This is a genomic window from Microbulbifer elongatus, from assembly GCF_021165935.1.
GTDB lineage: Bacteria > Pseudomonadota > Gammaproteobacteria > Pseudomonadales > Cellvibrionaceae > Microbulbifer > Microbulbifer elongatus.
In genome coordinates this window covers 3,165,606-3,191,860 of record NZ_CP088953.1, presented here as the reverse complement: position 1 = coordinate 3,191,860, position 26,255 = coordinate 3,165,606, and the positions used below count along the sequence as shown (strand labels likewise).

At 57.9% G+C, this 26,255-nt stretch carries 24 protein-coding genes and 1 pseudogene; 13 read left to right on the top strand and 12 right to left on the bottom strand.

Features of this window, described 5'->3' with window-relative positions; genetic code table 11:
* Nucleotides 1-3 precede the first annotated feature (3 nt).
* The 10 genes from relA (at nt 4) to LRR79_RS13120 (ending at nt 11,326) form a co-directional block, all read left to right on the top strand.
* Complete coding sequence (gene relA / locus LRR79_RS13165; protein WP_231757652.1) at nt 4-2,256, top strand: GTP diphosphokinase; 2,253 nt, start codon at nt 4-6, stop codon at nt 2,254-2,256.
* A 30-nt stretch (nt 2,257-2,286) separates the two neighbouring features.
* Nucleotides 2,287-3,117, top strand: coding sequence for a nucleoside triphosphate pyrophosphohydrolase (gene mazG / locus LRR79_RS13160; protein ID WP_231757651.1), 831 nt, complete (start codon nt 2,287-2,289; stop codon nt 3,115-3,117).
* A 250-nt stretch (nt 3,118-3,367) separates the two neighbouring features.
* Nucleotides 3,368-4,021: an adenylate kinase gene (adk, locus tag LRR79_RS13155; protein ID WP_231757650.1), complete on the top strand. Its 654-nt coding sequence runs from the start codon at nt 3,368-3,370 to the stop codon at nt 4,019-4,021.
* A 241-nt stretch (nt 4,022-4,262) separates the two neighbouring features.
* Nucleotides 4,263-5,276, top strand: coding sequence for a ferrochelatase (gene hemH / locus LRR79_RS13150; protein WP_231757649.1), 1,014 nt, complete (start codon nt 4,263-4,265; stop codon nt 5,274-5,276).
* 281 nt (nt 5,277-5,557) lie between these two features.
* Nucleotides 5,558-6,328 (top strand): hypothetical protein, encoded by a 771-nt coding sequence (locus tag LRR79_RS13145; RefSeq protein ID WP_231757648.1) that lies wholly within the window; start codon nt 5,558-5,560, stop codon nt 6,326-6,328.
* 268 nt (nt 6,329-6,596) lie between these two features.
* On the top strand, nt 6,597-7,325 hold the full coding sequence (gene tsaB, locus LRR79_RS13140; protein WP_231757647.1) for a tRNA (adenosine(37)-N6)-threonylcarbamoyltransferase complex dimerization subunit type 1 TsaB: 729 nt from the start codon (nt 6,597-6,599) through the stop codon (nt 7,323-7,325).
* A 22-nt stretch (nt 7,326-7,347) separates the two neighbouring features.
* Nucleotides 7,348-8,148 (top strand): undecaprenyl-diphosphate phosphatase, encoded by an 801-nt coding sequence (locus LRR79_RS13135; protein ID WP_231757646.1) that lies wholly within the window; start codon nt 7,348-7,350, stop codon nt 8,146-8,148.
* Between the two features lie 62 nt (nt 8,149-8,210).
* Nucleotides 8,211-9,095 (top strand): NAD(P)-dependent oxidoreductase, encoded by an 885-nt coding sequence (locus LRR79_RS13130; RefSeq protein ID WP_231757645.1) that lies wholly within the window; start codon nt 8,211-8,213, stop codon nt 9,093-9,095.
* A 28-nt stretch (nt 9,096-9,123) separates the two neighbouring features.
* Complete coding sequence (locus LRR79_RS13125; RefSeq protein WP_231757644.1) at nt 9,124-10,233, top strand: tRNA-queuosine alpha-mannosyltransferase domain-containing protein; 1,110 nt, start codon at nt 9,124-9,126, stop codon at nt 10,231-10,233.
* Nucleotides 10,234-10,318: 85 nt separating this feature from the next.
* Nucleotides 10,319-11,326, top strand: a complete 1,008-nt coding sequence (locus tag LRR79_RS13120) for a tryptophan--tRNA ligase (RefSeq protein ID WP_231757643.1) — start codon at nt 10,319-10,321, stop codon at nt 11,324-11,326.
* Between the two features lie 5 nt (nt 11,327-11,331).
* Here the strand turns inward: LRR79_RS13120 and LRR79_RS13115 are convergent, their stop codons facing one another.
* From LRR79_RS13115 to LRR79_RS13105, 3 genes are all read right to left on the bottom strand, one after another.
* A complete protein-coding gene (locus LRR79_RS13115) occupies nt 11,332-12,288 on the bottom strand; it encodes a mechanosensitive ion channel family protein (protein ID WP_231757642.1) in 957 nt (318 codons plus the stop codon).
* 15 nt (nt 12,289-12,303) lie between these two features.
* Complete coding sequence (locus tag LRR79_RS13110) at nt 12,304-12,807, bottom strand: DUF4832 domain-containing protein (RefSeq protein ID WP_231757641.1); 504 nt, start codon at nt 12,805-12,807, stop codon at nt 12,304-12,306.
* Nucleotides 12,808-12,925: 118 nt separating this feature from the next.
* A complete protein-coding gene (locus tag LRR79_RS13105; protein WP_231757640.1) occupies nt 12,926-13,192 on the bottom strand; it encodes a hypothetical protein in 267 nt (88 codons plus the stop codon).
* Nucleotides 13,193-13,370: 178 nt separating this feature from the next.
* On the opposite strand from LRR79_RS13105, the pseudogene LRR79_RS13100 reads away from it, so the two are divergent.
* A pseudogene (locus tag LRR79_RS13100) lies at nt 13,371-14,674 on the top strand (IS4 family transposase).
* Between the two features lie 6 nt (nt 14,675-14,680).
* On the opposite strand, the gene LRR79_RS13095 reads toward LRR79_RS13100, so the two are convergent.
* The gene (locus LRR79_RS13095) at nt 14,681-15,139 is read right to left on the bottom strand and encodes an esterase/lipase family protein (protein ID WP_231757639.1); all 459 of its coding nucleotides are present in this window, start codon (nt 15,137-15,139) and stop codon (nt 14,681-14,683) included.
* A gap of 70 nt (nt 15,140-15,209) precedes the next feature.
* Nucleotides 15,210-15,734 carry a PH domain-containing protein gene (locus LRR79_RS13090; protein WP_231757638.1) on the bottom strand — a complete coding sequence of 175 codons (525 nt, stop codon included), beginning with the start codon at nt 15,732-15,734 and terminating at the stop codon, nt 15,210-15,212.
* Between the two features lie 277 nt (nt 15,735-16,011).
* Here LRR79_RS13090 and gndA point away from each other — a divergent pair, with 277 nt between their 5' ends.
* The gene (gene gndA / locus LRR79_RS13085; protein ID WP_231757637.1) at nt 16,012-17,532 is read left to right on the top strand and encodes an NADP-dependent phosphogluconate dehydrogenase; all 1,521 of its coding nucleotides are present in this window, start codon (nt 16,012-16,014) and stop codon (nt 17,530-17,532) included.
* A gap of 234 nt (nt 17,533-17,766) precedes the next feature.
* On the opposite strand, the gene LRR79_RS13080 is transcribed toward gndA, so the two are convergent.
* The 7 genes from LRR79_RS13080 to LRR79_RS13050 all read right to left on the bottom strand — a co-directional run bounded on the left by LRR79_RS13080 (nt 17,767) and on the right by LRR79_RS13050 (nt 24,797).
* Complete coding sequence (locus LRR79_RS13080; protein ID WP_231757636.1) at nt 17,767-18,291, bottom strand: DUF4136 domain-containing protein; 525 nt, start codon at nt 18,289-18,291, stop codon at nt 17,767-17,769.
* Between the two features lie 195 nt (nt 18,292-18,486).
* Entirely contained in the window at nt 18,487-19,479 is a 993-nt protein-coding gene (gene rdgC, locus LRR79_RS13075; RefSeq protein ID WP_231757635.1) for a recombination-associated protein RdgC, read from the bottom strand.
* 130 nt (nt 19,480-19,609) lie between these two features.
* Nucleotides 19,610-19,921: a YceK/YidQ family lipoprotein gene (locus tag LRR79_RS13070; protein WP_231757634.1), complete on the bottom strand. Its 312-nt coding sequence runs from the start codon at nt 19,919-19,921 to the stop codon at nt 19,610-19,612.
* A 43-nt stretch (nt 19,922-19,964) separates the two neighbouring features.
* Nucleotides 19,965-20,603 carry an HAD hydrolase-like protein gene (locus LRR79_RS13065; protein WP_231757633.1) on the bottom strand — a complete coding sequence of 213 codons (639 nt, stop codon included), beginning with the start codon at nt 20,601-20,603 and terminating at the stop codon, nt 19,965-19,967.
* Between the two features lie 58 nt (nt 20,604-20,661).
* Complete coding sequence (ybaK, locus tag LRR79_RS13060; RefSeq protein WP_231757632.1) at nt 20,662-21,129, bottom strand: Cys-tRNA(Pro) deacylase; 468 nt, start codon at nt 21,127-21,129, stop codon at nt 20,662-20,664.
* Nucleotides 21,130-21,229: 100 nt separating this feature from the next.
* The gene (locus LRR79_RS13055; RefSeq protein WP_231757631.1) at nt 21,230-22,702 is read right to left on the bottom strand and encodes an aminoacyl-histidine dipeptidase; all 1,473 of its coding nucleotides are present in this window, start codon (nt 22,700-22,702) and stop codon (nt 21,230-21,232) included.
* A 145-nt stretch (nt 22,703-22,847) separates the two neighbouring features.
* Nucleotides 22,848-24,797: a VacB/RNase II family 3'-5' exoribonuclease gene (locus LRR79_RS13050; RefSeq protein WP_231757630.1), complete on the bottom strand. Its 1,950-nt coding sequence runs from the start codon at nt 24,795-24,797 to the stop codon at nt 22,848-22,850.
* A 368-nt stretch (nt 24,798-25,165) separates the two neighbouring features.
* Here LRR79_RS13050 and LRR79_RS13045 point away from each other — a divergent pair, with 368 nt between their 5' ends.
* A complete protein-coding gene (locus LRR79_RS13045; RefSeq protein WP_231757629.1) occupies nt 25,166-26,254 on the top strand; it encodes a Glu/Leu/Phe/Val dehydrogenase dimerization domain-containing protein in 1,089 nt (362 codons plus the stop codon).
* The last annotated feature ends 1 nt before the right edge of the window (nt 26,255 follow it).

Here is a 26,255-nt window from a genome sequence, read left to right as displayed (position 1 = left end):
CCATTGGTACAAGTCAGAAAAAATTATCCGCGTCTGGAAGACGGGACCCTGGACCGGGAAGCCTGGTTGCGCCATATACAGGCGATCGCCAAACTGGACGGGGGCACACTCGTCAATCTTCGCAAAGCTGTAGAAATCAGCGAAGAAGCGGAGCAAAAAGCCATTGAGGCCGAGAATATCTGGGCGGAGGGCGCCAGCAGTTTTCTTACTGGTCTGGAAATGGTGGAGATTCTCGCGGACCTGCAGATCGACGGCGAAGCCCTGTGTGCGGCCATGCTGTATCGCGCAGTACGGGAGAAGCGGCTTTCGCTGAAGACCGTTGAAAGCGAAATGGGCGAGACCATCGCCAAGCTGATTCGCGGCGTCTTGCAGATGGCGGTGATCCGCAATCGCAGTGCGGACACCGGTGAAGAGAACCAGAGTGGCGCCGTTGAGGAACACTCGGAAAATATCCGCCGGATGCTGGTAGCCCTGGTGGATGATGTTCGGGTTGCGTTGATCAAACTGGCGGAGCGCACCTGCGCGATTCGCGCGTCAAAAAAAGCCGATGAAGCCAAGCGCCGTCGCGTGGCCCGCGAGGTGGCCGACGTCTACGCGCCGCTCGCTCATCGCCTGGGGATCGGCCATATCAAGTGGGAGCTGGAAGACCTCGCTTTCCGCTACCTCGAACCCGACGACTACATGCAGATTGCCCGCCTGCTGGACGAGAAGCGCCTCGCCCGGCAGGAATACATCGACGATGTACTGAACCTGCTGCGCAACGAGTTGCACAAGGCGGATATTGAAGGCGAGGTATTTGGTCGCGCCAAGCATATCTACAGTATCTGGCGGAAGATGCGTCGCAAGAATATTGGCTTTTCTCAAGTCTATGATATTCGCGCGGTGCGCATTCTGGTGCCGACAGTGCGCGACTGCTACGCGGTGCTCGGTATCGTGCACAACCTGTGGCGCAATATTCCCAACGAGTTTGACGACTACATCGCGTCGCCGAAAGAGAATGGCTACCGCTCGCTGCATACCGCGGTAATTGGCCCGGATCGTAAGGTGCTGGAAGTCCAGATCCGCACCTTTGCCATGCACGAGGAAGCCGAGTACGGAGTCTGCGCCCACTGGCGGTATAAAGGAACGGATAAGAAATCCGGTCAGTTGGAAGGTCAGGACGGTTACGAACAGAAAATCTCCTGGCTGCGCCAGGTGCTCGACTGGCATGAAGAAGTGGGCGGAAACCCACTGCAGGATGACCTGCAGGCGAGTGATGTGGATACCCGGATTTATGTATTCACTCCCGATGGCCACGTGGTGGATCTGCCCAGGGGTGCGACTCCGCTCGATTTTGCCTACAAGATTCACACAGAGATCGGACACCGCTGCCGCGGGGCCAAGGTGGATGGCCGTATCGTTCCACTCAACCACGAGCTGCAGACCGCCAACCAGGTGGAGATATTGACCGGCAAGCGCGAGGCCCCCAGTCGCGACTGGATTTCCCGCAGTATGGGATATATCACCACCTCGCGGGCAAGAGCCAAGGTCATTCACTGGTTTAAGATGCAGGCGCGGGATCAGAATGTGGCAGAGGGGCGCACCATTCTGGATGGCGAATTCAAGCGCCTGGCACTGGCGGACTTTGATTTCGAAAAGCTGGCGAAAAAACTCAATATGCACTCGCTCGATGACCTCTACGCTGCCGTCGGTGCGGGGGATATCGGCGTTGGACAGGTACTGAACGCCGCCCAGCGGATGATCAAGGTCGAGAAGGGCGAACCGGTACTGTCCCTCACTGCGCCGGTGGCGCGGGAAGGGCAGGCCGATGTTTACATCGACGGTGTCGGTAACCTGCTGACGCATATCGCCCGCTGCTGCAATCCGTTACCGGGTGATGAAATCATGGGGTACATCACCCTCGGCCGTGGGGTTTCCATCCACCGCAAGGACTGCGCGAATATGCTGCGTATGCAGTCGGAGGAGCCCGAGCGTATTCTGCAGGTAGAATGGGCGGAGAAGCCCACAGAGGTCTATTCGGTGGAAATCATGGTGGAGGCCTACGATCGCCATGGCCTGCTGCGGGATGTGACAACCATGCTCGATAGCCAGCGCATCAATATTACCGCGATGCAGACCCATTCCAACAAGCACAAGCACACCGTGGATATGGTAATCACCGCGGAGATCCACAACTTTGAAGAGTTGAGTCAGGTGCTTCACCGCATCAATCAGCTGCCCAATGTGGCCTCTGCCAAGCGGCGTATTCTGCACTGATGCCGGACGGCACCGCAAAGCGAACCGAATATGAAGCAAACCTACAGCGTTGAAGACCTGCAGTATCTGATGGCGCAACTGCGCAATCCCGATGGCGGTTGTCCCTGGGATCTCAAGCAGAGCTTTGCCAGCATAGTGCCCTCTACGATCGAAGAGGCCTATGAAGTTGCGGAAGCCATCGAGCAGGAAGATTTTGAGCATCTGCACGAAGAGTTGGGCGACCTGCTGTTCCAGGTGATTTTCTACGCGCAATTAGGGCGCGAAGACGGGCACTTCGACTTCTCCCGTATCGTCGATACGCTGGTGCGCAAGCTCGTTCGTCGCCATCCACATGTGTTCCCTTCCGGAGACCTGTACGGCGAAAATCAGTCGGCGGAACTGGATGAGCAGCAGGTAAAAGCCAACTGGGAAGCGATCAAAGCGGCCGAGCGGGCGAAAAAAGGGGAGGGCGGCACACTGGCTGGCGTCGCCACCGGATTGCCGGCCCTGACCCGGGCGGCAAAGTTGCAGAAACGCGCGTCGCAAGTGGGTTTCGACTGGCCGGATATTCACGGCGTACTCGAAAAAGTTGAAGAAGAGCTGCGTGAATTGCGCGAAGCCATCGCCAGTGGCGACCAGGCGCATGCGCGGGAGGAACTGGGGGATCTGATGTTCTCCTGTGTCAATGTCGCGCGTCATCTGAAGCTCGACCCGGAGACAGCGCTGCGTCAGAGCAATCGGAAATTTGAGCAGCGATTTGGCGCGGTGGAAGCGGCGCTCGCGGCGCGCGATCAGCAACCGGCGGATGTCTCCCTGGAAGAGCTGGATCGCCTGTGGGATGCCGCGAAAACCGCCCGCGACCAGGGGCCGGAGACCGGTTGACTGCGGCCGAATTCTTCGGTGAAGCAGGCAGCCTCCTTCGGGCGAATAACAATTTCCGTGGGAAGAGAGGCGATCTGCTTTAATTAGCTGGAAATTTGTAAAAAAATTACCTGATTCGGCCTGACCACATGCGGGCTTGTTCTGTGTGGGGGCAAAGTGTAAGGTAGCGCTCTTTTCTCGGGGCGCCACCGGAATCACCGGCTTGGGATAATCAATAATTGCCTCGGCATGATCTGGAGACTATCTGTTTATGCGAATCATACTTCTGGGCGCACCTGGCGCCGGCAAAGGCACCCAGGCCCAGTTCATCACCGAGAAGTTTGGTATTCCTCAGATTTCTACCGGAGATATGCTCCGCGCCGCGGTCAAGGCGGGAACGCCCCTGGGCCTGCAGGCCAAGGACGTTATGGCTGCCGGCAAGCTGGTTTCCGACGACCTGATTATCGCACTGGTGAAGGAGCGTATCGCACAGGCGGACTGTGCCAACGGCTTCCTGTTCGACGGTTTCCCTCGTACGATCCCCCAGGCTCAGGCACTGCTGGATGCCGATGTAGCCATTGATCACGTACTGGAAATCGCGGTCGATGACGAAGAAATCGTTAAACGACTGTCTGGCCGACGGGTTCATGAGGGTTCTGGTCGCGTGTACCACCTGGTATACAACCCACCCAAAAACGAAGGTGTGGACGACGTCACTGGTGAAGCGCTGGTGCAGCGTGCCGACGATACGGAAGAAACCGTGCGCAATCGCCTGTCGGTATACCATGAACAAACCGAGCCGCTGGTCGGTTTCTATCGCGAGCTGGCTAAGCGCGCGCCGGAGACCGCGCCCAAGTACAGCAAAGTGGAAGGCGTCGGTTCCATGGATGATATCCGTGAGAAGGTGATCGAAGCGCTGAGCTGATCCTGCGAATGACTGGCTGCAGCGGCGCGAAAGCGTCCTGTGTGCGCTGAAAAAAAGCTCCCTCGGGAGCTTTTTTTGTGCCTGAGAGAAGCCCAGGTGACGTCTTGGGGGCGCCGCATCCCATTGTGATGATTTATCAGCTCGCTTAAAAAGCCGTTAAATACTTTTTTGCGGGTTTCTGGAATACTTTACATCCATCCCGCCCAGCCGCATTTATGCCGAAAGAGGAGCGTATCGCAAAATGGCGCACGCAATCATTCTGATGAACCTGGGGACCCCCGCCGAGCCAACCCCCAAGGCCGTTCGACAGTTTCTCAAAGCGTTTCTCTCTGACCCTCGGGTAGTCGAGATCCCCCGCCCGTTATGGGCCATGATTCTCAACCTCTTCGTGTTGCCGTTTCGCCCTGCCAAAATAGCCCCCGCTTACGAGGAGATCTGGAATCAGGGGCTGGATGGTGAGAATGTCAGTGGCTCCCCCATCGTGTTTTACACTCAGCGGCAGGTGGCGTTGTTGCAGCAGCGGCTGAGCGCGGTCAGTGACCAGTTTACAGTAACCTACGCCATGACCTACGGTGGCCCCTCGCTGGCGGATACGGTTACCCGCCTGTCCGGGGAGGGGGTCCGTCAGTTCACCGTGTTGCCCCTGTATCCCCAGTATTCCGCCACCACCACTGGAGCGATCTACGATCAGGTGGCGGAGATCGTGCGCAATAGTCGCAATGTGCCGGATATTTCCGTAGTCCACGAGTACTGGCAGCACCCTCTGTATATTGAGGCACTGGCCAATTCGGTACGCGAGCATTGGGCGGCGCAGGGCGCGGCCGAGAAACTGATGATGTCGTTTCACGGGATTCCCAAGGCAAATATTCGCAAAGGTGATCCCTACTACGACCAGTGTTGTGGGACTGCAGAACGTCTGGCTGAGGTGCTGGAGCTGCCCCGGGAAAAGTGGGAGATCACCTTCCAGTCTCGCTTCGGAAAAGCGGAATGGCTCCAGCCGTATACCGATAAAACCCTGATCGAGTGGGGGAAAAACGGAGTGGCCAGTGTGGATGTCATCTGCCCGGCATTTTCCGCCGACTGCCTCGAAACCCTGGAGGAAATCGCGGTAGAGAATCGCGCTAATTTTATTGATGCCGGGGGGAGTGAGTATCGATATATTCCAGCATTGAACGCCCGCGAGGATCATTTGCGGGCGTTGGAGGCGGTGGTACGGGATCGTTTGCCGGGCGTCTTCCCGGAACCTGTGCGCTGAAATTAAATTAATCCGTGCTTCCCGACTTCCGTTTGAGGGGAGTATCTTTGGGGATTTGACGGTATTCCTGTGAGAATTCTGTGAAATCCCAAAAAAAATCCAATTTTTTGTGAAATTTGGTTGTTTTTAATCTTTTTTTCTTGCAAACCCTCTTTTTTTTATTAACTTTGATACAGCCGTGTCATTTTCAATGGCTGGGCTGCTCTCAATTCTTCACGCTTGGTCGATACACAATTCAGTGTGAACAGTGACTTCTTTAATAGAGAAAGAGGAGACAAGGGATGGCACGAGTCGCAAAGAAAAAGGCTAAGGCAAAACGGGTAGCAAAACCGGCCGCCAAAGCCTCCGTCACCGCTTCACCGGTGGTAACCAAGGCCCAGAAAGCAGTGGATGCCGCTGCGAAATCGCTGGATGCCCAGCTCGATCGCGTTGGTAAAGCCCGCGCCCGGGTACAAAAGTCCAACACCGCGGCGGCTAAAAAGTCGCTGACAGCGGCCAATGCAAAGCTGCGTGAGCAGCGCGCCAAGCTTGCCGAGGCCAAGCTGGGTCTGGCGAAAGCCAATGCGATGGATGCCGTGCGTCAGGCAGAGGAGTCTGCCAAAAAATCGGTTTCTGATCTGGCCGAGAAATTATCCAGTAAAGCGGATAAGGATCTGAGTAAGGCGCTGAAAGCCTTCGAGGCCCGCTGGAAGAAGTCCCGTTCCAAGGCCGATGCCAAGAAAGTAAAAGCGGCAGAGAAGAAGGCCACCGCCAAGGTGAAAGCCGCGGCGAAGAAAGCCGCCGCGAAAGCGAAGGCGATGGAGAAAAAGGCTGCAGCGAAGGCGAAGGCGGAAGCCAAGAAGGCGGCCAAGAAAGCCAGTAAGAAGAAGGCGGTGAAGAAATCGGCCGGCCGGCCGAAAAAATCCACCACCACCAAAAAGGCGGCGGCGAGAAAAGCGGCAACCAAATCCGTGAAGTCCACGCCGAAAAAATCCGCCCGTCGTGGCCGCCCACCCAAGGCAGAGGTCAAAAAAGCGGCTGGTCGCCGCGGTCGTCCGCCCAAAAAAGCGTGAGCAGTAGTGACTGATTTAGTGTGACCCTTCCCCGGGTCCCTACCCGAAAGCCCTGGAACCCGGTTCCGGGGCTTTTTGTTTATGGCTCCCCGAAGCGGTCGCCAGTTGCGTTTACAGCTGGCCGTGCCACAATTCGCCCGGAATACCGGCGCGCGATCCTGCCCCGGGGGAGGTCGGGGCTGGTACAGGCCCTGCAAGCCACCAGCACGACTGGGCACCCCGAGCGTCGCGAAATCGCATCGAGCTACACGGAAAATAGGACTGTCTGTTGAAAATCCTCGCTATTGATACCACTTCCGGCGCCTGCTCCGTGGCCCTTTACGATCAGGGCGAGGTGCGTGAGGCCTTTGTCCGTGCCGAGCGCGATCACACCCGCCGCTTGCTACCTATGGTGGACCAGATACTGGCGGAAGGGCAGTCCAGCCTTTCCCAGATTGATGCACTGGCGGTCAGCAGGGGCCCCGGGTCATTTACCGGTCTGCGTATCGCGATCAGCTGTGTACAGGGGCTGGCGTTCGCCGCGGATAAGCCGGTAGTCCCGGTGTCCAGCCTGTCGGCACTTGCCCGCGGCGCAGTGCGCGAGAATCCGGGCTGGCTTGCGAAGCCGCTCCCGGTTCTGGCGGCGCTGGACGCGCGTATGCAGGAGGTTTACTGGGGCCTTTATGACGCCGCCAAACCGGGCGTGGCACAGATTGAAGATCGGGTATCCGCACCGGATCAGGTGGTGTCTGCACTGGTTACCGGCAAGTATATTGCTCCGTCCGAGCCCCGTGCGCCGATACTGGCCGCCGGTCCTGGCTGGCAGTATCCGCCGCTGGCTGACCTGAACCCGGCTCAGCTGACGCTGGATGCCGCGATTCACGCACAGGATATTGCTGCACTGGCCGCGGATCTGTGGAAGCAGGGAGCCGCGGTTTCTGCGGATGCTTTGGAGCCGGCCTACCTGCGCAATGAAATCACGTGGAAGAAGCGCGAGCGCATTCGCCCGGCAAAATAACATCCAACCGCAGTAGAAAAGTATGGAAACCTTTCAGATTGTCATCCTGGCGCTCATTCAGGGAATTACCGAATTTTTACCCATCTCCAGCTCCGCGCACCTGATTCTGCCAAATCAGGTATTGGGCTGGCCTGATCAGGGGCTGGCCTTCGATGTGGCGGTGCATTTCGGCTCGTTGATCGCGGTGCTGGTGTATTTCCGCAAGGACGTTTGGCAGCTGATCTGCGACGGTCTTGGTGGTTTTAGAAGCGGCCAGTTTTCCGACGACGGCCGACTCGCCTGGCTGATTGTACTGGCTACCATCCCGGCGGGCCTGGTGGGGCTCGCGTTCAAGGACTTTATTGAGGAACACCTGCGCTCGTCGGCGGTGATTGCGGCCACCACTATCCTTTTCGGGTTACTGCTATGGTGGGCGGACGTATATGGCAAGCGCCGCGATGATATCGGGCAGCTCAACTGGAAGAAGGCACTTCTGATCGGGGCCGCCCAGGCAATTGCTCTGATTCCCGGCACGTCGCGCTCAGGGATCACCATGACCGCGGGCCTGATGCTGGGGATGAAGCGGGAAGCGGCCGCGCGCTTTTCGTTTCTGATGTCGATCCCGGTCATTTCCCTGAGTGCTCTGTTACTGACCCTCGAGCTGCTCGGTACCCAATCCGTGCCCTGGGGAAGTATTTTTCTGGGGGTGGTGCTATCCGGGATCAGCGCATATCTCTGTATCCACTTCTTTCTTCAATTCATCAGTCGTATCGGAATGGCACCTTTTGCGATTTATCGGCTGCTTTTGGGTGGTGCCCTGATCTGGCTTATTTTTTCCCGTTGATCCGGCTTCCGGGGCGGTAATCGGGTGGTACGGCCGGCAACACACAAGGTTCAGGAATTTCTATGACAGCGACAGTGGCATTTATCGGGCTCGGTGTGATGGGGTTTCCCATGGCGGGGTTTCTTTCCCGCGCCGGGCACAGGGTTCAGGTATATAACCGTACAGCCAGCCGCGCCGCGCGGTGGCTGGATCACTACGCCGGGGAAGCGTTCGATACTCCGGCCAAGGCGGCTGCGGGGGCCGATTTCGTATTCTGCTGTGTGGGCAATGACGACGACCTGCGCCAGGTCACCCTTGGAGAAAGCGGGGCATTTCACGGAATGGCCGCTGGCAGTCTGTTTGTCGATCACACGACCGCATCCGCCAATGTGGCACGGGTACTCGCCGCTGAGGCTGCCGGACGCAATATCGGCTTTCTGGATGCGCCGGTATCCGGTGGGCAGGCGGGCGCGGAAAACGGTGCGCTCACCATCATGGTCGGTGGCGAAGACGCGGACTATCAGCGCGTGACCCCACTGCTGAACTGCTATGCCCGTGCGGTAAACCTGCTTGGCCCGGTGGGCAGTGGTCAGTTGTGCAAAATGGTTAATCAGATCTGCATTGCCGGGCTGGTGCAAGGGTTGTCGGAAGGGCTGCATTTCGCCAGGGCCGCCGGTCTGGATCCAGAACAGGTGGTGGAAGTGATTTCCAAAGGTGCAGCGCAGAGCTGGCAGATGGAAAACCGCTACAAGACCATGCTGGCCGGTGAGTATGAACACGGTTTTGCCGTGGACTGGATGCGTAAAGACCTGGCCATTGTACTGGACGAAGCTCAGAAGAATGGCGCCCTGTTACCGGTCACCGCGCTGGTGGATCAGTTCTACAGCGAGGTACAGGCGCTCGGTGGTGGCCGCTGGGATACGTCCAGTCTGTTTGCGAGGCTGACCAATCTGCGAAATTTCGACTAAGTGATGTTGCCGAGCTGACCGGCCTGTTTTGAACGTTCTCCTGCTTTCCGCCTACGACGCCGACAGCCACAAGCGCTGGCGGCGCGGCCTTGTGTCTGCCCTCCCGCATTGGCAATGGACACAGCTCACCCTGCCACCGCGATTTTTCAGTTGGCGAGTGCGCGGTAATAGCCTGAGCTGGGGGCGGGGAGAGGCGCGGGAACAGTTGGCCCAGTCCTGGGATCTGGTGATCGCCACGTCGATGGTCGATCTGGCGGCGTTGCGGGGGTTGGTACCCGCCCTGGCGCAGGTGCCAACGGCAGTGTATTTCCATGAGAATCAGTTCGATTATCCGCGCAGTGAAGATGCGGTGGCCTCGGTGGAGCCGCAGATACTGAATATCTACACCGCCCTGTGTGCGGATCTGGTGCTGTTTAATTCGGAATACAACCGCAACACTATGCTGGAAGGGGCGGGGGAGCTGCTAAACCGGTTGCCCGACGCGGTGCCCCCAGGCATTTGCGATGAGATCGCAAAAAAATCCAGTGTGTTACCTGTACCGCTGGAAAGCACCGTCTTCGAAGTGCAGCAGGCCAGGCCATCGCGGCCTACGTTTATCTGGAATCACCGCTGGGAATACGACAAGGGGCCAGATATTTTGCTCGCGGCGTTGCGCCATTTCGGGCGCGCAGAAATACCGTTTACCTGCCATGTGGTTGGTCAGCAATTCCGCCGTCAGCCACCAGAGTTCGTGCAGATACGGAGGTTGCTGGAAAATCTTGGAGCACTCGGGGCCTGGGGTTATCAGGCGGAACTCTCTGAATACCGGCGTCTACTGGGGGAAAGCCATGGGGTGATCTCTACCGCACGGCACGATTTCCAGGGACTGTCAGTACTGGAAGCTGTGGCGGCGGGGTGCCAGCCGCTGACGCCGGACAGCCTCGCCTACCCGGAGTGGTTTGGAGAGGGTGGCTGGCGTTACGGGGACGATGTGGCGTCCTGCGCAGCCAGCCTGAGTACGGCGATGCTGGACTGCGCCGGGCGCGTACAGGGTAACCAGCCACTGGATGTACCTGAGGTGCAGCGTCTGAGCTGGACAGCGCTGGCTGATGTCTATGAAGCGCGGTTGCGAAGCTGCGCAGAGCAGAAGGTGCGGTGAGCGTACAACCCACTGCTGGAAACAGGTATCATGCGGCCCTCAGATCAGCCGACAGACAACTTTAAGTACGGAATTTCAAGGACTTATGAGTAAGCAGCGAGTTTTGACCGGTATTACCACCACCGGCACTCCCCACCTGGGTAACTACGTGGGCGCCATTCGCCCGGCCATTGCCGCCAGTCAGGACGAAAATAATCAGTCTTTCTATTTTCTGGCGGACTATCACGCGCTGATCAAATGTCACGACCCGGAACAGGTCCACCAGTCCACCCGGGAGATTGCGGCAACCTGGCTGGCATTGGGATTGAACACCGATAACGTGGTGTTTTATCGCCAGTCCGACATTGTCGAGATTCCGGAGCTGACCTGGCTGCTTACCTGCCAGACCGCGAAGGGTCTGATGAATCGCGCTCACGCCTATAAGGCGGCGGTGGATGCCAACCGCGATGACGGTCAGGATTCGGATTTTGGTATCACCATGGGCCTGTACAGTTACCCGGTACTGATGGCTGCGGATATTCTGATGTTCAATGCCAACAAGGTTCCTGTGGGCAAGGATCAGATTCAACATATTGAAATGGCGCGCGATATTGCGGCGCGTTTCAATCATCACTACGGTGAGCACTTCGCCCTGCCCGAGGCAGTGGTGGACGACAACGTGGCGGTGCTGCAGGGGCTCGACGGCCGCAAGATGAGTAAGAGCTACGGCAATACCATCCCGTTGTTCCTGACAGAAAAGCAGCTGAAAAAGCACATTAACAAGATCAAGACCAATCTGCTGGAACCGGGTGAGCCGAAGGACCCGGATACCTCCACCGTTTTCCAGATCTGGCAGGCCTTTGCCACCCCGGAACAGACTGCAGAGATGCGTCAGGCGTTCGCCGACGGTATCGCCTGGGGGGAGTCCAAGAAGCAGCTGTTTGAGCTGATCAATGGTCAGATTGGCGAAGCCCGTGAGCGCTACAACGAGCTGCTGGCAAACCCGGCACAGATTGAATTGGAGCTGGAAAAGGGCGCTGAGAAAGCGCGCGCTTACTCGGCGCCGTTTCTGGAGAAATTACGCGAGGCAGTGGGTATCCGCAAAATCCGCTGAGGGACCTACGAATTTCTGTTTGATGGGTCCGCAGTGCGCTTGCCTGCGGGCCATCCTTCCCGCTGCACTCCCCGTTGTCCGTCGGATTCATCGGTCTGGTCGTGAAACAGGTGAACCTGAGTCTCAAACGGCATATCAATGCCCGCTTCATCAAGTGCCTCTTTCACCGCTTCGATCACGCGAGCACGGACGTGGGTGACGTCCGTCTGCCGGCTATTGGTCCACCAGCGGGCGCGAATCGTCACCCAGCTTGCGTCCAGCTCCCAGGGTAGGGCCTCCGGTGCCGGTTTCTTTTCAATTCCGTCGATCCCTCGAAGGGTCTGCAGGATCACATCGCAGGCCTCGCTGATATTGTCGCTATAGCCAATACCAATTTCGTAATCACTGCGCCGGAAGGCACGGGCGGTCTTCACCAGGATCGCGTTGGTATAGATATCGCTGTTCGGGATCATTACGCGCTGGCCGTCGTAGGTATTGATCACGGTTGCGCGGGTTTCGATACGCTTCACCGTCCCTTCGTAGTCCGATACCTGGATCTGATCACCCACTTCAAACGGCTGCCGGATCAGAATCAGCAGGCCGGCGAGCCAGTTTTGCAAAATATCCTTAAACGCGAAACCGATGGCCACAGAGCCAACCCCGAGGCCGGCAATCAGGTCCCCGGGTTTCAGGCTCGGCATGACGATGGTTGCAGCGAGGAGCAGGCCTACCAGCGTGACTCCCCACTTCACCAGGCCTCCCAGTACGTCCCCGAGGTTTGAGCGGTCGCGGCGTTTGAGGTGGCGACGAATCAGGAATTTGAGCAGAGCGCCGGTACCGTAGAAAACGATCAGTACAACCAGCGCGACGGCAAAATTCGGCAGCAGTTTTACGGCGCCATCCACCCAACTGTCGACCTGGCCAATGGCCTCCGTCAGATCCGCATCGACTTCACTCGCTTTATCGCCGGGGTTTTGTTGCATTGCGGCCACCTGGCTTCAGCCCGGATTCCGAATCCGGATATTCAGAAAAAACTCCGCGCGATCCCCGTTTTTCGCCGCGGCGTCCAGAAGGTAGACAAGCACCCGGTAGGTTCCATCCCGGGGCAGGGTGCCGGAATACACCGAGTGGCGGCCCTGGCCATGGTGGAGCGCACGGGGCGCCGCAGGTGCGGTAATCCGGTACCCGGCCAGGGCGTGGTCGCTGCGCAGATCCAGTTCCAGGGACTGCCCGGTTTTCGCCTCTATCAGGTACTCAATGGCGTTCTCGCCGGTGACACTGCCTTTGACACCGGCGGATTCGAATGGACTGTTGGCCCGTTTATGTAGCTGGATCTTTTTCGCACTGGAGCGCGGGGCTTCCACGGTCTGGTGGACTGGCGAGGAGGCCTGTCCTTCCTGGGCCTGAAGAAGTGGGGGGGGCGATACAAGAAACAGACAGGTAAGCACCCGGGCGGTGCCCGGGCGAAGCCGTTTCTGAAAAGCCGTGTACGTTGGCTGCACGGAATACCCCGCTCGATAAACGTCTGAGCCACTCAGTGTAGTTTGCGGGGTGCGAATTCAGTCGTCTGTGATCGGCTATGTCAGCGGGTGTTGGCAGAGGTGGGCTTGTATCCAGCGTTTACTGGGCGTTGTCTTCAGCGGCGCGCGCAAACTTGCCATGCTGGAGATAGTGGATGACCTGTGCAATCACCTTGGGATTTTTCATCATAAATACGTGAGTGACGGGCATTTCCAGGTGATCGTCCATGCCCTCAACGCGGGTGCGCGCGACGCTCACCTTGCCGTCGTCCCGGTCTGGCAGCATCGTTGACAGGGTGGGGTTGATACTGCGCGTACCGGCGATAATACCGAGATCAAAGTTGGCCGCTCCGAGCTTGTTCGGCACGCTCATTTTTCCGGTGCCCAGTTGCAGCCCCGCGTCGCCAAAAATAAAGTGAAACCCCGGTACCCGGCCGTAATGCTGTTCACTTAAGCATTGCAGCCTAAGGTGGGGCCCCGGAAAATCCGGTTTCCAGATCAGGAAACCGGATTTTTTTGTGTCTCTTCAGCAGTCTCTCTTCGATATTGATGCCCTCCAGTCCTTCTGTGACCTGAGTACCTTCACCCAGAACATTCCCGTTGAATGGGTGGATTCCGCTCTGCAGTTATCCTCGCAAGCCACTATTCGCCGCCGTCGACTTCCCGCCGATCAGGTACTCTGGCTCGTGCTGGGCATGGCCCTGTTCAGGAATGAACCGGTCTCAGAAGTTGCCCGCAGGCTCAATATCTGTGCTCAGGGGCTCGCGAACGATAGCCTGTTGGCCCCAAGCGGGGTATCAAAGGCGCGACAGCGTCTTGGTGCTAACCCCGTTCAGTGGCTATTTCAACGTACCGGGGTGCACTGGGGACATGAGCGTTACCCCGAAGATGAATGGCGAGGATTGCAAGTTCTCGCTGTCGATGGCGCGCTGTTGCGCACTCAAGATACTCCTGAGCTGCGAGATCATTTTGGCTCCGGTAACACGAGCACAAACCGGCAAACTCCGTACCCTCTTATGCGCCTGGTTGCTCTAATGAACGTACGTTCACATGTACTTCTGAATGCAGAGCTAAGCCCTTACCGACGCAGCGAAATACGCCTGGCCGATGAGTTTATGAATCAGGTGCCGGAAGCCTCCGTAACCCTGTTTGATAAGGGTTTTTGGAGTGCAGACCTTTTGCTGCGGTGGGCGGATCAGAACACGCAACGCCACTGGCTGATCCCCGAGCGCAAAGGCCTGGTCAGTGAGACAGTGGAGGTCTACAACAAAAATGATCGACTACTGCGAATGAAGGTCTCCCCCAGGCTCGGAAGCGCAATCCGGCCCTTCCCGAGTACTGGGAAGTTCGAGCAGTGAGTTACAAGCATAATGGCAAAAACAAAACGGTATTTACCTCGCTACCGGCAGATACTTACGGCACTAAAGCCGTCGCGAAGCTCTACCAAGAGCGCTGGGAAATCGAAATCGGCTTCCGTGACATCAAAAGTTCCATGCAGCACAACGCCGTCACCCTACGTAGCAAGACCGTGGAACTGGTTTATCAGGAAGTGTGGGGGCTACTGTTGGCGTACAACGTGATACGTCGAGAGGCAAGCCAGGCAGCGGTCGCTCACGGGGGAAACCCAGCCAGGATACGCTTTAAGTTCGCATGCCAGTATATTGCTGCGCAGCTGATTGTCATGGCCGCGGCTCAGCCATTATCAAGGACTGGAGCGCGCTTATCGGAGCTTAGGGCGGGGATTGGGAACCTGTTTTTAGAGGACCGTCCTCGGCCTTCTAGGCCGAGGACGGTAAAGATCAGCAAAACCCGCTATCCGGTGAATCGTCGTGCCGCTCCGCTTAAGTGAACAGCATTACGGTACCCGGCCGAGGTTGTCCACCACTTCGCTACCCTGATTGGGTGGTCCCAGCATGACGACGCGCCCCAGATTTTCCACTTTCACCTTGCTCAGGTACTGGCGCACGAGAATGCCGCCCATAGAGTGGGTGACGAAGTGAACCCGTGGTGCAGGCACCGAACCGGAGGCGACGGCGGTGTCCCGATGCTGCGCACTGCCGGTCAGGACGGCGCAACGATCCAGCGCCGGAGCAATGGCCGGGCCTGCCAGTGCTTCGATCGGGTGGTCCGTCGATGGGTAGTTCACGTTTACCGTAGTAAAACCCGCCGCTGAAATAGCGGTATCCAGCTTTCTCATGGCGTTTTTCGACTGCGCCAGTCCATGCAACAGGATCACACAATCGCCTGTATGGGCACGGGTCAGTGCCGGGAGCAGTAGGGTCACTGACAGAAAAATAGCGGTAAGCATTTTCATTTGTCGAGGTCCGCGTACGGGGTGAATGAAATGATCCGGTACTTGCATGGGGCGTGCTTTTATCCGGGGTTCAGCCCATGGCAATCGACTTTTCCGCTTGCCTGGCAAATTCCGACGGGTTGTCCGGTGTGACCACTACCGTCTGTGTCGGCAGGTGCAGCACCACACTGCGGGCGGTGTCTGTGGCATAGGCGCGATAGCGGCCGAGTTTACTGTTTCTAAACAGCCCCAGGTACGCAAACAGGCCGCCATTGCCAAACAGGCGGATGGACCCGTCCATGGCCGCTGAATCCACAGTCACAGCCTGTAATTGCGCCAGACACAGCCGGCTGCGCCACCCGGGGCGCACAATGTACAGGTGCTGGTCTTCCAGCTGATATCCGCGCACCGCGAACACGGCACTCAGTACCAGAGTGAGCAGTGGAATCCAGATACCCAGCTGGTAAATGGCCGGTGCTTCCGCCGGGGTATGCAGTAGCAGCGCGAAACTGATCCCCAGCAGGATGACGCTGCACAGAAGGGTAAGCAGTTGCAGCTGCCGGCTCCAGGGCGCCCGGTAGAATGTGCGGTTCACGTTATGTGGTTGGCTGGCCATCCGTTGTCTCGCTGGTCAGGTGTGGTACGCCACGCAATTGAATAGAGAGCAGGGCGGTGGCTCGGGTGCCCTGACGACAGTTTACCCGCGAGTCAATGGGCCGCAACCACTGTCGCCGGGTGTAAACCGGTCAATGTGCTTTGTGGTTACTACAATGGGCTCAGGTGCAAAATGCGCTCCCGGTGCGCCGGTTCGATTGCTATACTCCGCGCCCTTTGAGCAGGGGCACCATGCCTGCCCGCCCCGCGGCAACCAACTCTGTGCACTGGAGATCTACATGAAAGAAACACTCTGCGATATCGGCTTTATCGGCGCCGGCGTAATGGGGAAGAATCTGATCCTCAACCTGGTGGATAACGGATACCGTGTGTGTGCCTTTGATCTCGACCACAGCCGGCTGGATGCACTGCTTGAGCAGGATGCCCGTGAACGCGGCGACAGGGCCCCGCGGGTGGAGGTATGCAACTCCTACACCGAGCTGCTTTCCCGGGTAAAGGCGCCACACCTGGTGATTCTCTCGGTGCCCGCCGGTGCCCCGGTAGACGACGTGTGCAACAAGCTGTTGGATGCGGGTCTGCAGGCGGACGATATCGTCATCGACACTGGCAACAGCCTGTGGACCGACTCCGTGCAGCGCTGCAAGCGCTACGAAGGCAAGCTCATCTTCTTTACCACCGCGGTCTCCGGCGGTGAGGTAGGGGCTCGCTTCGGGCCATCACTGATGCCCAGTGGTGACCGCTACGCCTGGGCGCGGATCGAGCCGGTTTGGCATGCGATCGCCGCCAAAGTGGATCCAAAAACTGGCCAGCCTATCGAGCGCTTCGAACCGGGCAATCCGGTGAAAGTGGGGGACCCCTGTGCGGCCTATATCGGCCCGATTGGTTCCGGCCACTTTGTGAAAATGGTGCATAACGGCATTGAATACGCCGATATGCAGATGATCTGCGAAGTCTACGATGTGATGCGCAGTGCGCTGGAAATGACGCCGGCGGAGATTGCCGGTGTGTTGCGGGAGTGGAACAAGGGCGTTCTGAACAGCTACCTGATTGATATCAGTGCGGAAGTCCTCGACACCAAGGATTCAGTTACTGGAGAGCCGCTGGTGGACGTGATCCTCGATCGCGCGGGCCAGAAGGGCACTGGTCTCTGGACTGCGGTAGGAGCGCTGCAGGTGGGCTGTCCGGCGCCGAGTATCGCGGAAGCTGTATTCTCCCGTTCCCTGTCGACACGCAAGGTTTTGCGTGGCCGCGCGGCGAAAAAACTGGTGGGGCCGGAAGTGTCGCCGGTGCCAGAGGACAAGCGCAAAGAAGTCATCGAGCAGCTCCACGACGCCCTCTACTGTGCAAAGATCTGTGTCTATGCTCAGGGTTTCGACCTGATGAAGCTGGCTGCACGGGAGCAGGGTTGGGAACTGAATTTTGCCGAGATCGCGCGCATCTGGCGCGCCGGATGTATTATCCGTGCCGTATTCCTGCAGTCCATCAGTGACGCCTACGAGCGGGACGTCAAACTGTCCAATCTACTGCTGGATGATTTCTTTATCGAGCAGATCGCCAACCACCAGGGTAACTGGCGCCGCGCGGTGGCCGATGCCACCATCGGCGGTATTCCGGTCCCGGCGCTGTCTTCCGCGCTTAGCTACTACGACGCCTTCCGCCGCGAATCGCTCCCGGCCAATCTGCTGCAGGCACAACGGGACTTCTTCGGCGCGCACACCTTCTCGCGCGTGGATAAACCAGAGCAGGAAAAGTATCACGTCCTCTGGGGGGAGTCCGGCCGGCCGATGAAGAAGGTCTGATCCTCGCAATAAATGGCCGCTGTTCGCGCGATGCCGTTCACTGAAGTCATTTTGTGGCGGCGTCGCTCCCGGGTGCGGCCTTGTGAGACAGGCCGTAAACCCATCCGTGGGGCTCTGCACCGCCATTTATGGCGGTGACGGTCTCAAAAGACCGCGCCCGGTATCGTCACCTTCGTCCTCAGCTGCGTTCAATGAACAGCATTCGGCAGTTCGCGGCCATCAGGGGACCGTTCACTAGCGCGACGGAAGGCTTCTGAAGGCTTCATCCACCGCTTTATCCATTGCCCGTTGCGGATTATTCAGCACTTCCCGGGTGATCGGATCCACCGTACGGCCTTGCCATACCAGTTGCTTCTGGCGTGCATCAACAAGGTCGATTGTCAGAATACCCTCGGTTGAGGACTGTCTTACGCTGGCGTATGGGGCACCTACCGGCATCTGACGTGTCGGGTACGCGCGAACCTGTACCGTCACCAGCAGATCGGGATTGCTGCTCGGTACCATCCCGCGGGAGATCAGTTGCCGCGAAACTTCGTTCTGTGCCAGCGACATGGCGCGTCCGTTGCCACCACTCACTGGTGCGAGGCCAAAAGTGCGATATTGAGCCAGTGTGGCAGCGGCATTATTGTGCGCAGGCGGGCTGGCGCAACCGGTCAGTGTAAGTGATACGGCCAGAGACCCGGTGAGGAAGAGGGACCGTAGCGCCGTTGAGGAGAGGAGGGTACGGAAGGATCTTTGGAGGGTTTTCCAGTATTTCATAGGCCAGCCCCGAGACTTCGGTAGTGAATACCGAGACCAGCTTAGGGAACCTCACAGCGAATCCGTAGTGTCTCAGCGCGGTCTGAGGATCACTGGCTCGCTCTGAGGTATTCTTCTGAGGTATCCACTGGTATTCCCGCCTCGGAACAGTTTCACTGAAACCGGGCGGTCGCCAGTGGCGAGTTTTCGCCCGCTTTACACCACTTCTTCTACTTCACTGCTGAGCTGCTGCGCGCGCTCTTCGTGACTCGCACGGGCAACGATCTCATCGACGCTGGCGGTATCCGTATTGAGACCGCCAAAGGCGCGGAGCAGATCCTTCAGCAGGGCAGAAATCTCCAGGGTCATTACGGAAAATTCAATATCGAAGCGCTGGGCCGCATTGTCCGCGTCGGCGTTGTCCGCTTTCTCGGTGACCGCGTCACTGAACTTCAGCCGCTTGATGGCCAGTTGATCGTCCACCATCAGCTCCACGCCGTCGCGCCAGATCAGGCCAAGCTTGTGGACCTGCATTCCGGCCAGAAGGTGGTTGTGAATTTCTTCCGCACACAGATCCTGGTTCTTGCAGCGGATCACGCTGCCGGACTCCTGCGGGTCACGTAATTCGCATTCATGGCCGAACTCGAAGTGGGTGGGGGCTTCCGGCGCCGTGAGCCAGTGGGTCATGGATTGCTGGGGGATATTCTTCGCGGTCAGCGGCACGACAGAAAGGCTGCTGATAGCTTCGCGGAGGTTTTCCAGCAGCTCTTCGGCGGCCTTCGCCGAAGATGCGTTGACCACAATCCAGCCGTCTTTGGGGTCGATATAGGCAAACTGCAGTCTGGAGCGTGCGAAGGCCTTAGGGCGCATTTCCAGCAACACTTCGTCCTTCAGGTTCTGCCGCTCTTTACGGCCGACACTGCGGGCTTCTTTCTCGGAAATGGCCAGAGCCATCTCTTCTACTTTTTCGTTCACCACCGCCGCGGGAATCACTTTTTCCTGCTTTTTCGCGCAGACCATCAGGTAGCCATTGGCCGCGTGAACCAGCTCGGTGCCGTGGCGTCCCAGAGGTGGTACCCAGCCGTAGCGGGCCATGTCCTGGCTACCACAAGGGGTGAAGGTGTCTGGTTCGAGCATTTCGTTCAATTGCTCGGCGGAAAGTGTGAATTCACGGGTGAGGCGGTATACGCGCAGGTTCTTAAACCACATACAGCAGGCCAGGAGTCAGTTTGGAATTTGGGCCGCGCATTATGCGATGTAAGTGGGGCGGGAACCAGCCGTAGTCGAGACCAGTGGTTCCCGGATCGTTTGCGCAACCGGTGAAGAGCGGTTGAAAATTCTACAGGTTTACACTGCCCTGTTCATTCTGTGCATAGATGGTGTAAGGCAGTACGACGGTATCGGTGGCTGCTGAAAATACGCTATCGACCAGGTAAACGCCCAACAGGGGGGCGAAGTAAATGGAGGTGCCATTGGAATTCAATTTGCACATATTGTAGGCAACACCACTGTAGACCCGGGGCATACTCACACAGCCGGAGTTTTTCTGTCTCAGGTCTCGGGCGATTTCGGAGTCAGAGCTGGTCAGCGTGGTCACGGTGCCACAACCGGAGAGCAGGGCGAAGGAAAGGATCAGGGCAAAGCGTTTCACGAGGCTTCCTCTTATTTTGGTGTGCACGGTCGGACAGTAGAAGTCAGAAAATGTTCAGGATTTCGGACGGGTGATGGAACAGGTAGGCGGGGGTGTGTTGGTCGAGTTCCTCCTTCGATCCGTACCCCCAGAGAACGCCGGCACTGGGCAGGCCGTTTCGCGCGGCTGCGGACAGATCGAAGTGACGGTCGCCGATCATCAGGGTGCGCTGACCAATTCGCTTTTCTTCGATCAGTTTCCCGAGCTGCTGCCATTTTGCGACGCCCACGTCGCCGCCACTGACAAATTCAAAATAGTGGTGTAGCTCAAATTGCTCGAGGATGCGGCTGGCAAAGTCGGCCCGCTTCGAAGTGCACACACCGAGGCGAATGCCGTCGATACTGCTCAATTGCTGCAGCATGTCGGTGATGCCGGGGTACAGGGTATTTTCCGCATAGCCGGTTTCACCGTAGCGCTCGCGGTATTTATCGACCAGGGCGCGAACGTGGGTGCGGTCTGCGGAGCCAGTGAGGTGTGCGAGGGTCACCTCCAGAGGTGGGCCGATATGAGGGGTCAATTGGGCGGCGGGCCGAGGTGCATAGTTGTAGAACTGCAGAGCGTGGTTCATGGAGTTCACGAAACCCTCTGCAGGGTCACTCAGGGTCCCGTCAAGGTCGAACAACAGCCATTCATAGGTGCTCATACACTGCTCCTGAATCTCATTATGACTTGCGTAGTTTTCCGGGGCTCGGTTACTGCGGTCAGCTTGTCAGCGAGGCAAACGTTCCTCGGGTCAAACGCAATAGATCGCCCGGTGCCAGCTCGATCTCCAGCCCGCGGCGGCCGGCACTGACAAAAATAGTGTCCTCGGACTCCGCGGAAACGTGGAGGAACGTCGGTAATGTCTTTTTCTGTCCCAGTGGGCTGACACCGCCAAGTACATAGCCGGAAGAGCGCGTTACCGCGTTTTTATCGGCCATGATCGCTTTCTTGGCTCCCGTGGCTCTGGCGATCAATTTCATATTGAGCTGGTCTTCCACCGGTAGCACCGCTACCGCCAGCGATTTTCCATCCAGGGATACCACCAGGGTCTTAAACACCCGTTGCGGTGCGAGCCCCAGCTTTTCCGCCGCTTCCAGGCCGTAGGATTCCGCCGCCGGATCATGGGAATATTCGTGAATCTGGAATTTCACTTTCGCTTTTTCGGCGGCTTTGATTGCGGGAGTCATATTGGTCTACCTATCCGGTTTGTCTTATTCTCCCCCGATTATTACTGGAATACAAAAAGGCCCAGCGTGCTGGCCGGGCCTTGTTTGAAGCAGATGCAGTTTATTTCTGCGGAATTGCAGCAACCACTTTGACAAAGTAGTCCCAGAAATTGGCCACGCTCTGAATGTGTACCCGCTCTTCCGGGGAATGGGCGCGGCGGATGGTGGGGCCAAAGGAGACCATGTCCCAATTTGGGTAAGGCTTGGCGAGCAAACCGCATTCAAGGCCGGCGTGAATCACTTTGACTTCCGGCGCCTTGCCTTCCATTTGCTGATAGACCTGTTTCATCAGCGCCAGCAGCGGTGACTGCATATTGGGCGTCCAGCCCGGGTAGGCGTTGTCGAGGCTGGTCTCGGCGCCTGCGAGCGCGAAGGCGGCGGCGACATTCAATCCGTGTTCGTCACGGGCGCTGTCGGAAAGGCTGCGCACCAGGCACTGGATCCGAACCTGGCTGTTGCCGCTGTCAGTGGTTTCCGTCACGACGCGGGCGAGGTTGTTTGAAGTGTCGGCGATGCCTTCCAGTGCGGTGCTCATACGTTCAACGCCATTGGGGCAGCAGCGGATACAGTGAATCAGTTTTTCCTGAGTTGCCACGTCCATTGTGCTCGACGGCGTGTCAGTGGCTTCCAGGGTGATATCCAGCTTGGGTTCGTTGTCGAATTCGCCTTTGATCACTGCGCTGGTCTGCAGAGCGATCTCCTGGAGCAGAGCGGAGTTCTCCTGCGATACCGTAATCACGCTGAAAGACTCCCGCGGGATGGCATTCCGCAGACTGCCGCCATCAAGGCTGGCGATACGCAATTCCGGGATCTGCCGCCGCGCCGTGTCGATAATGCGGTTGGCGATCTTGTTGGCGTTGCCACGCCCTTTATCGATGTCGAGACCGGAGTGGCCGCCACGCAGGCCGCGCACGCTCAGTTTGAAGGCCAGATGGTCGGCCTCGATGGGGGTTGCGGTGTATGGCAGGGAAACATTGACGTCTACGCCACCTGCGCAGCCTACATACAGTTCGCCTTCGTCTTCGGTGTCCAGGTTCAGTAGCAGGTCCGCCTCGAAATGGCCCGGCTGCAGGTGCTTGGCGCCGGTCATTCCCGCTTCTTCATCAATGGTCAGCAGGGCTTCGAGCGGCGGGTGAGGAATATCCGTCGATTCCAGCAGTGCAAGAATGGCCGCGACGCCAATGCCATTATCAGCACCGAGCGTGGTGCCGTCAGCGGTTACCCACTCGCCATCCACGTAGGCCTTGATGGGGTCGGTGAGAAAGTCATGATCGGTATCGGCATTTTTCTGCGGCACCATGTCCACATGACTCTGCATGGCCAGCGTCTTGCGATCTTCCATACCGGGGGTGGCGGGTTTCTTGATGATGATATTGCCGATCTGATCGAGCTTGACGTCGAGACCGCGATTTTTCGCGAAATCGACGATATACGCCACCACTTTGTCTTCATGCTTGGATGGGCGCGGGATTTCACACAGTTTGGCGAAATGTTTCCACAGTGGCGTCGGGTTCAGTTCTGCAATGGTCGACATGATGTTTCCTTGTTGAACGTGGTTCACCGGCCCCGGGGTGTGGGGCCGATGACGGCCACGGGCTTTTGGCTCGTGGCGGGAAGTGTTGTCTTTCAGTGTCGGCGACCGGGCGCTGCCGACGGGCAGGAAAGGGCGGCAAGCGCCCTTATTTGGCAGTCGCGGTTTCGGTGACCAGCTCAAATGCAATGCGGCGTTTCTCGGTGTCTACTGCCGCAATTTTCACCTGTACCTCCTGGTCCAGCTGGAAACGCTCTTCACCACGGGTGATGCGCAACCGTTTGCCATCAAACTCGAAGGGATTCTTTTTGCTGTTAAACCGCACAAACCCATTGATGCCATTGTCGTCGAGGCGGACCCCGATGCCGGCGCCGTTTACCAGGGTGATTTTACCGGTAAAGACTTCTCCGGTTTTGCTTTCCAGGAACTGGCAGTAGAGCCATTGCTGCAGCGCGCGATCCGCCTGCCTGCCGGTAGTGACACTCTGCTGCAGTGATTCACCGTCTTCGCTGTTGAAAGCGGGCAGGGTGGCCTGGTCGGCGGCGGCGCGCAATACCCGGTGATTGTGCAGGTCGTTGAATTTTCGAATTGGCGAGGTCACTGTGGCGTAGTGGGCCAGCCCCAGCCCCAGGTGGGCAGCCGCATTACCCGACAGTTCGCCAGGGCGCAGCATGCGCTTGAGGACGGCCAGCACATTCTTTGACTCGTCATCACTTTGGGATTCGAGCGTCTTGACCAGATTCAGGTACACATCCAGCTGGTGTAAGTCCTGTTCCGCAAACTCGGGCATAGCCTCTTTCAGTAGCGCGCGGATCTCCGCCATGCGCTCGTCGCGGAACCCCAGGTGGACCGAGAAGCAGCCGCCGCCGAGCGCGGCGAGTTTTTCGCCGGCACAGATATTGGCCGCCAGCATGGCTTCTTCCACCATGCGCTGTGCGGAAGAGCGCTCCTGCTTTTCGATGCGCTCGATTTTCCGTTGTGCATTCAGAATCAGGTCGTAGTCCGGGCGATCTTCCATAACCAGTGAATGGCCGGCACGGTACTGGGCACGGACCTTACTCAACGCATTCAGCTCGCCCAGTGCCGTATGCTGCTCTGTCGGGACCGCACTGGCGTCGCCGTCAATAAAGCGGGCCACCTGGGCGTAACTGAATTTGTGCTGAGAGCGAATGGCAGCAAATTCGTAGTCAAAACCGTTCAGGGCGCCGTCTTCGCCCACTGCAATGTGCAACACCAGGGCCGGGCGCTGTTCTCCTGCGAGCAGGGAGAAGCTGTTTTCACACAGGTTGGCGGGCAGCATGGGGATGGTCTCGCCCGCCAGATAGACGCTGTTGGCCCGCGCACGCGCTTCTTTATCCAGGGGGCTTTCGGGTTCGATCAGGCTGGATGGGTCAGCAATCGCAATGTGCAGCTCCCAGCCGCTCTCACGTTTGGTGACCGCGATGGCATCGTCCATATCGCGGGTGCTTTCGGCATCGATGGTGACAAACCCCAGATCGGAGAGGTCTTTGCGGTTTGCACACACTGCCGCCAGTTGTGCAGGAATTTCTTCGGCCTGGGCCAGGGCGGCGGGGCTGAATTCATTGGGCAAACGGTGCTGTGCGACAACAAAGGCATGCTCGATGCCTGCCATATCCGGTTTGCCGATAATTTTCTCGACTTTCGCCTGGGATTTGCCGTCCTTGAACGGATGGCGGGTGATACTGCAGGCAATGAATTCCCCGGGCTGAGCTTTACCGCGAGCCTTGGGGGGCAGGAAAATCCAGCGGGAAAGGCCGTGTTCGTTGGGCTGTATAAAGTGACCCTGCCCTCGTTGCACATATTGCCCCACCAGATAGTCGAGATCTGAAGCGATCAGGCTGTCCAGCTCTGCGGAGAGTTTGCCTTTGTCTTCTTCGGTCAGGCTCACCTTTACCCGGTCACCGGGAAAAACCCGGTCCATTTCCGCCGGCGGGAGAAAGGCCTCACGCCCGTCGTCCAGGACCACAAAGCCAAACTTGCCATTGGCGCCACGCACGCGGCCTTCAGCAAATTCCTTGGTGGAGCGGATATCGGTCTTCAGCTGGGAAAGCTGCTTGAGGGCGTCGGCATTGAGCATAACCAGATCTCTGTAACTCTGTCGGTAAAGGGGAGTGGGCGGAAGACCGCATCAGGGCGCGGATTCTACCAGACGAGGGTTTCCAGACCAGTTTTCGGGCGCTCTTGCTGCGGAATAATGCGGATTCTGGTGAATGAAAAGTGACCAGTGCGCCTGCGCGGTTGCTGGCGAACGACTTGTCCTATGTTGCCGGTAAAAGTAGGATGTGTTTGGTGGCTGACTGGTAATTTCGGCAAAGATCGCAATGATAATCTGCGTCTGCTGGCTATATTCTTAGTGGCCTACAATAAATCGCGGTTGCGGGTTGTGCCGACAAAATCGGCCGCGCCTGGCGCCGTAGAAATTCCGCCCTCTGGAGAGGAATGCAAATGAGTATTTTTTCCCATCCTGCCTACGACAACCACGAAGAAGTTGCTTTTTATCATGACGCCAAAAGCGGTCTGAAAGCGATTATCGCGGTGCACAACACCAATCTAGGTCCCGCACTCGGCGGGTGTCGTATGTGGCCATACGCGGATGACGGTGAAGCGCTGAACGATGTACTGCGCCTGTCCCGAGGCATGACCTACAAATCGGCTATGGCCGGTCTGAAGCTGGGTGGCGGTAAGTCGGTCATTATTGGTGACCCGCGCAAGCAGAAAACTCCGGAACTGCTGCGTGCCATGGGCGATTTCCTGAATACCCTGGGGGGGCGCTATATCACCGCGGAAGACAGTGGCACCAGCGTGGCCGATATGAAAATCATTGGCGAGCGCAGTAAATATGTATCCGGTGTGATTTCCGGTCAGGAACACGGCGGTGATCCCTCTCCGTCCACCGCTTACGGGGTATTTGTAGGTCTGAAGGCCGCCGCCACCCACCGTTGGGGACGCACCGATCTGAACGGTATGAAGGTCTCCATTCAGGGGGTGGGCAATGTGGGTTTCCGTCTCGGCAAACTGCTGAAAGAAGCGGGTGCCGAACTGTTTGTCACGGATATTTTCCAGGACAACATCGATCGTGCAGTGAATGAGTTGGGCGCCACCGCTGTTGGCGCCGACGAGATTTTCGATCTGGATGTGGACCTGTTTGCCCCCTGTGCCCTGGGTGCCATCCTCAATGACAGCACTATCGACCGCCTCAAGGTGGGCGCCATTGCCGGGGCCGCGAACAACCAGCTGGCGGAAGAGCGTCACGCTCAGGTTCTGAAAGAGCGCGGCATTCTTTACGCCCCGGACTATGTGATCAACGCTGGCGGCATCATTGATGTGTATTACCAGCAATTGGGTCAGGAGCAGGGGGAGTACGACGCCGCTCAGGTCAAGACCCATATCGAAAGTATCGCGACCACCATGGACGAGGTGTTCCAGCGCGCCGATGAGACGGGCGATACCACCGCTCAGGTCGCTGACCGCGTTGCAGAAGAGCGCTTTGGCCACAAAGATGCGCTGGACGGCGCAGATTCTGCCGCTGCCTGAT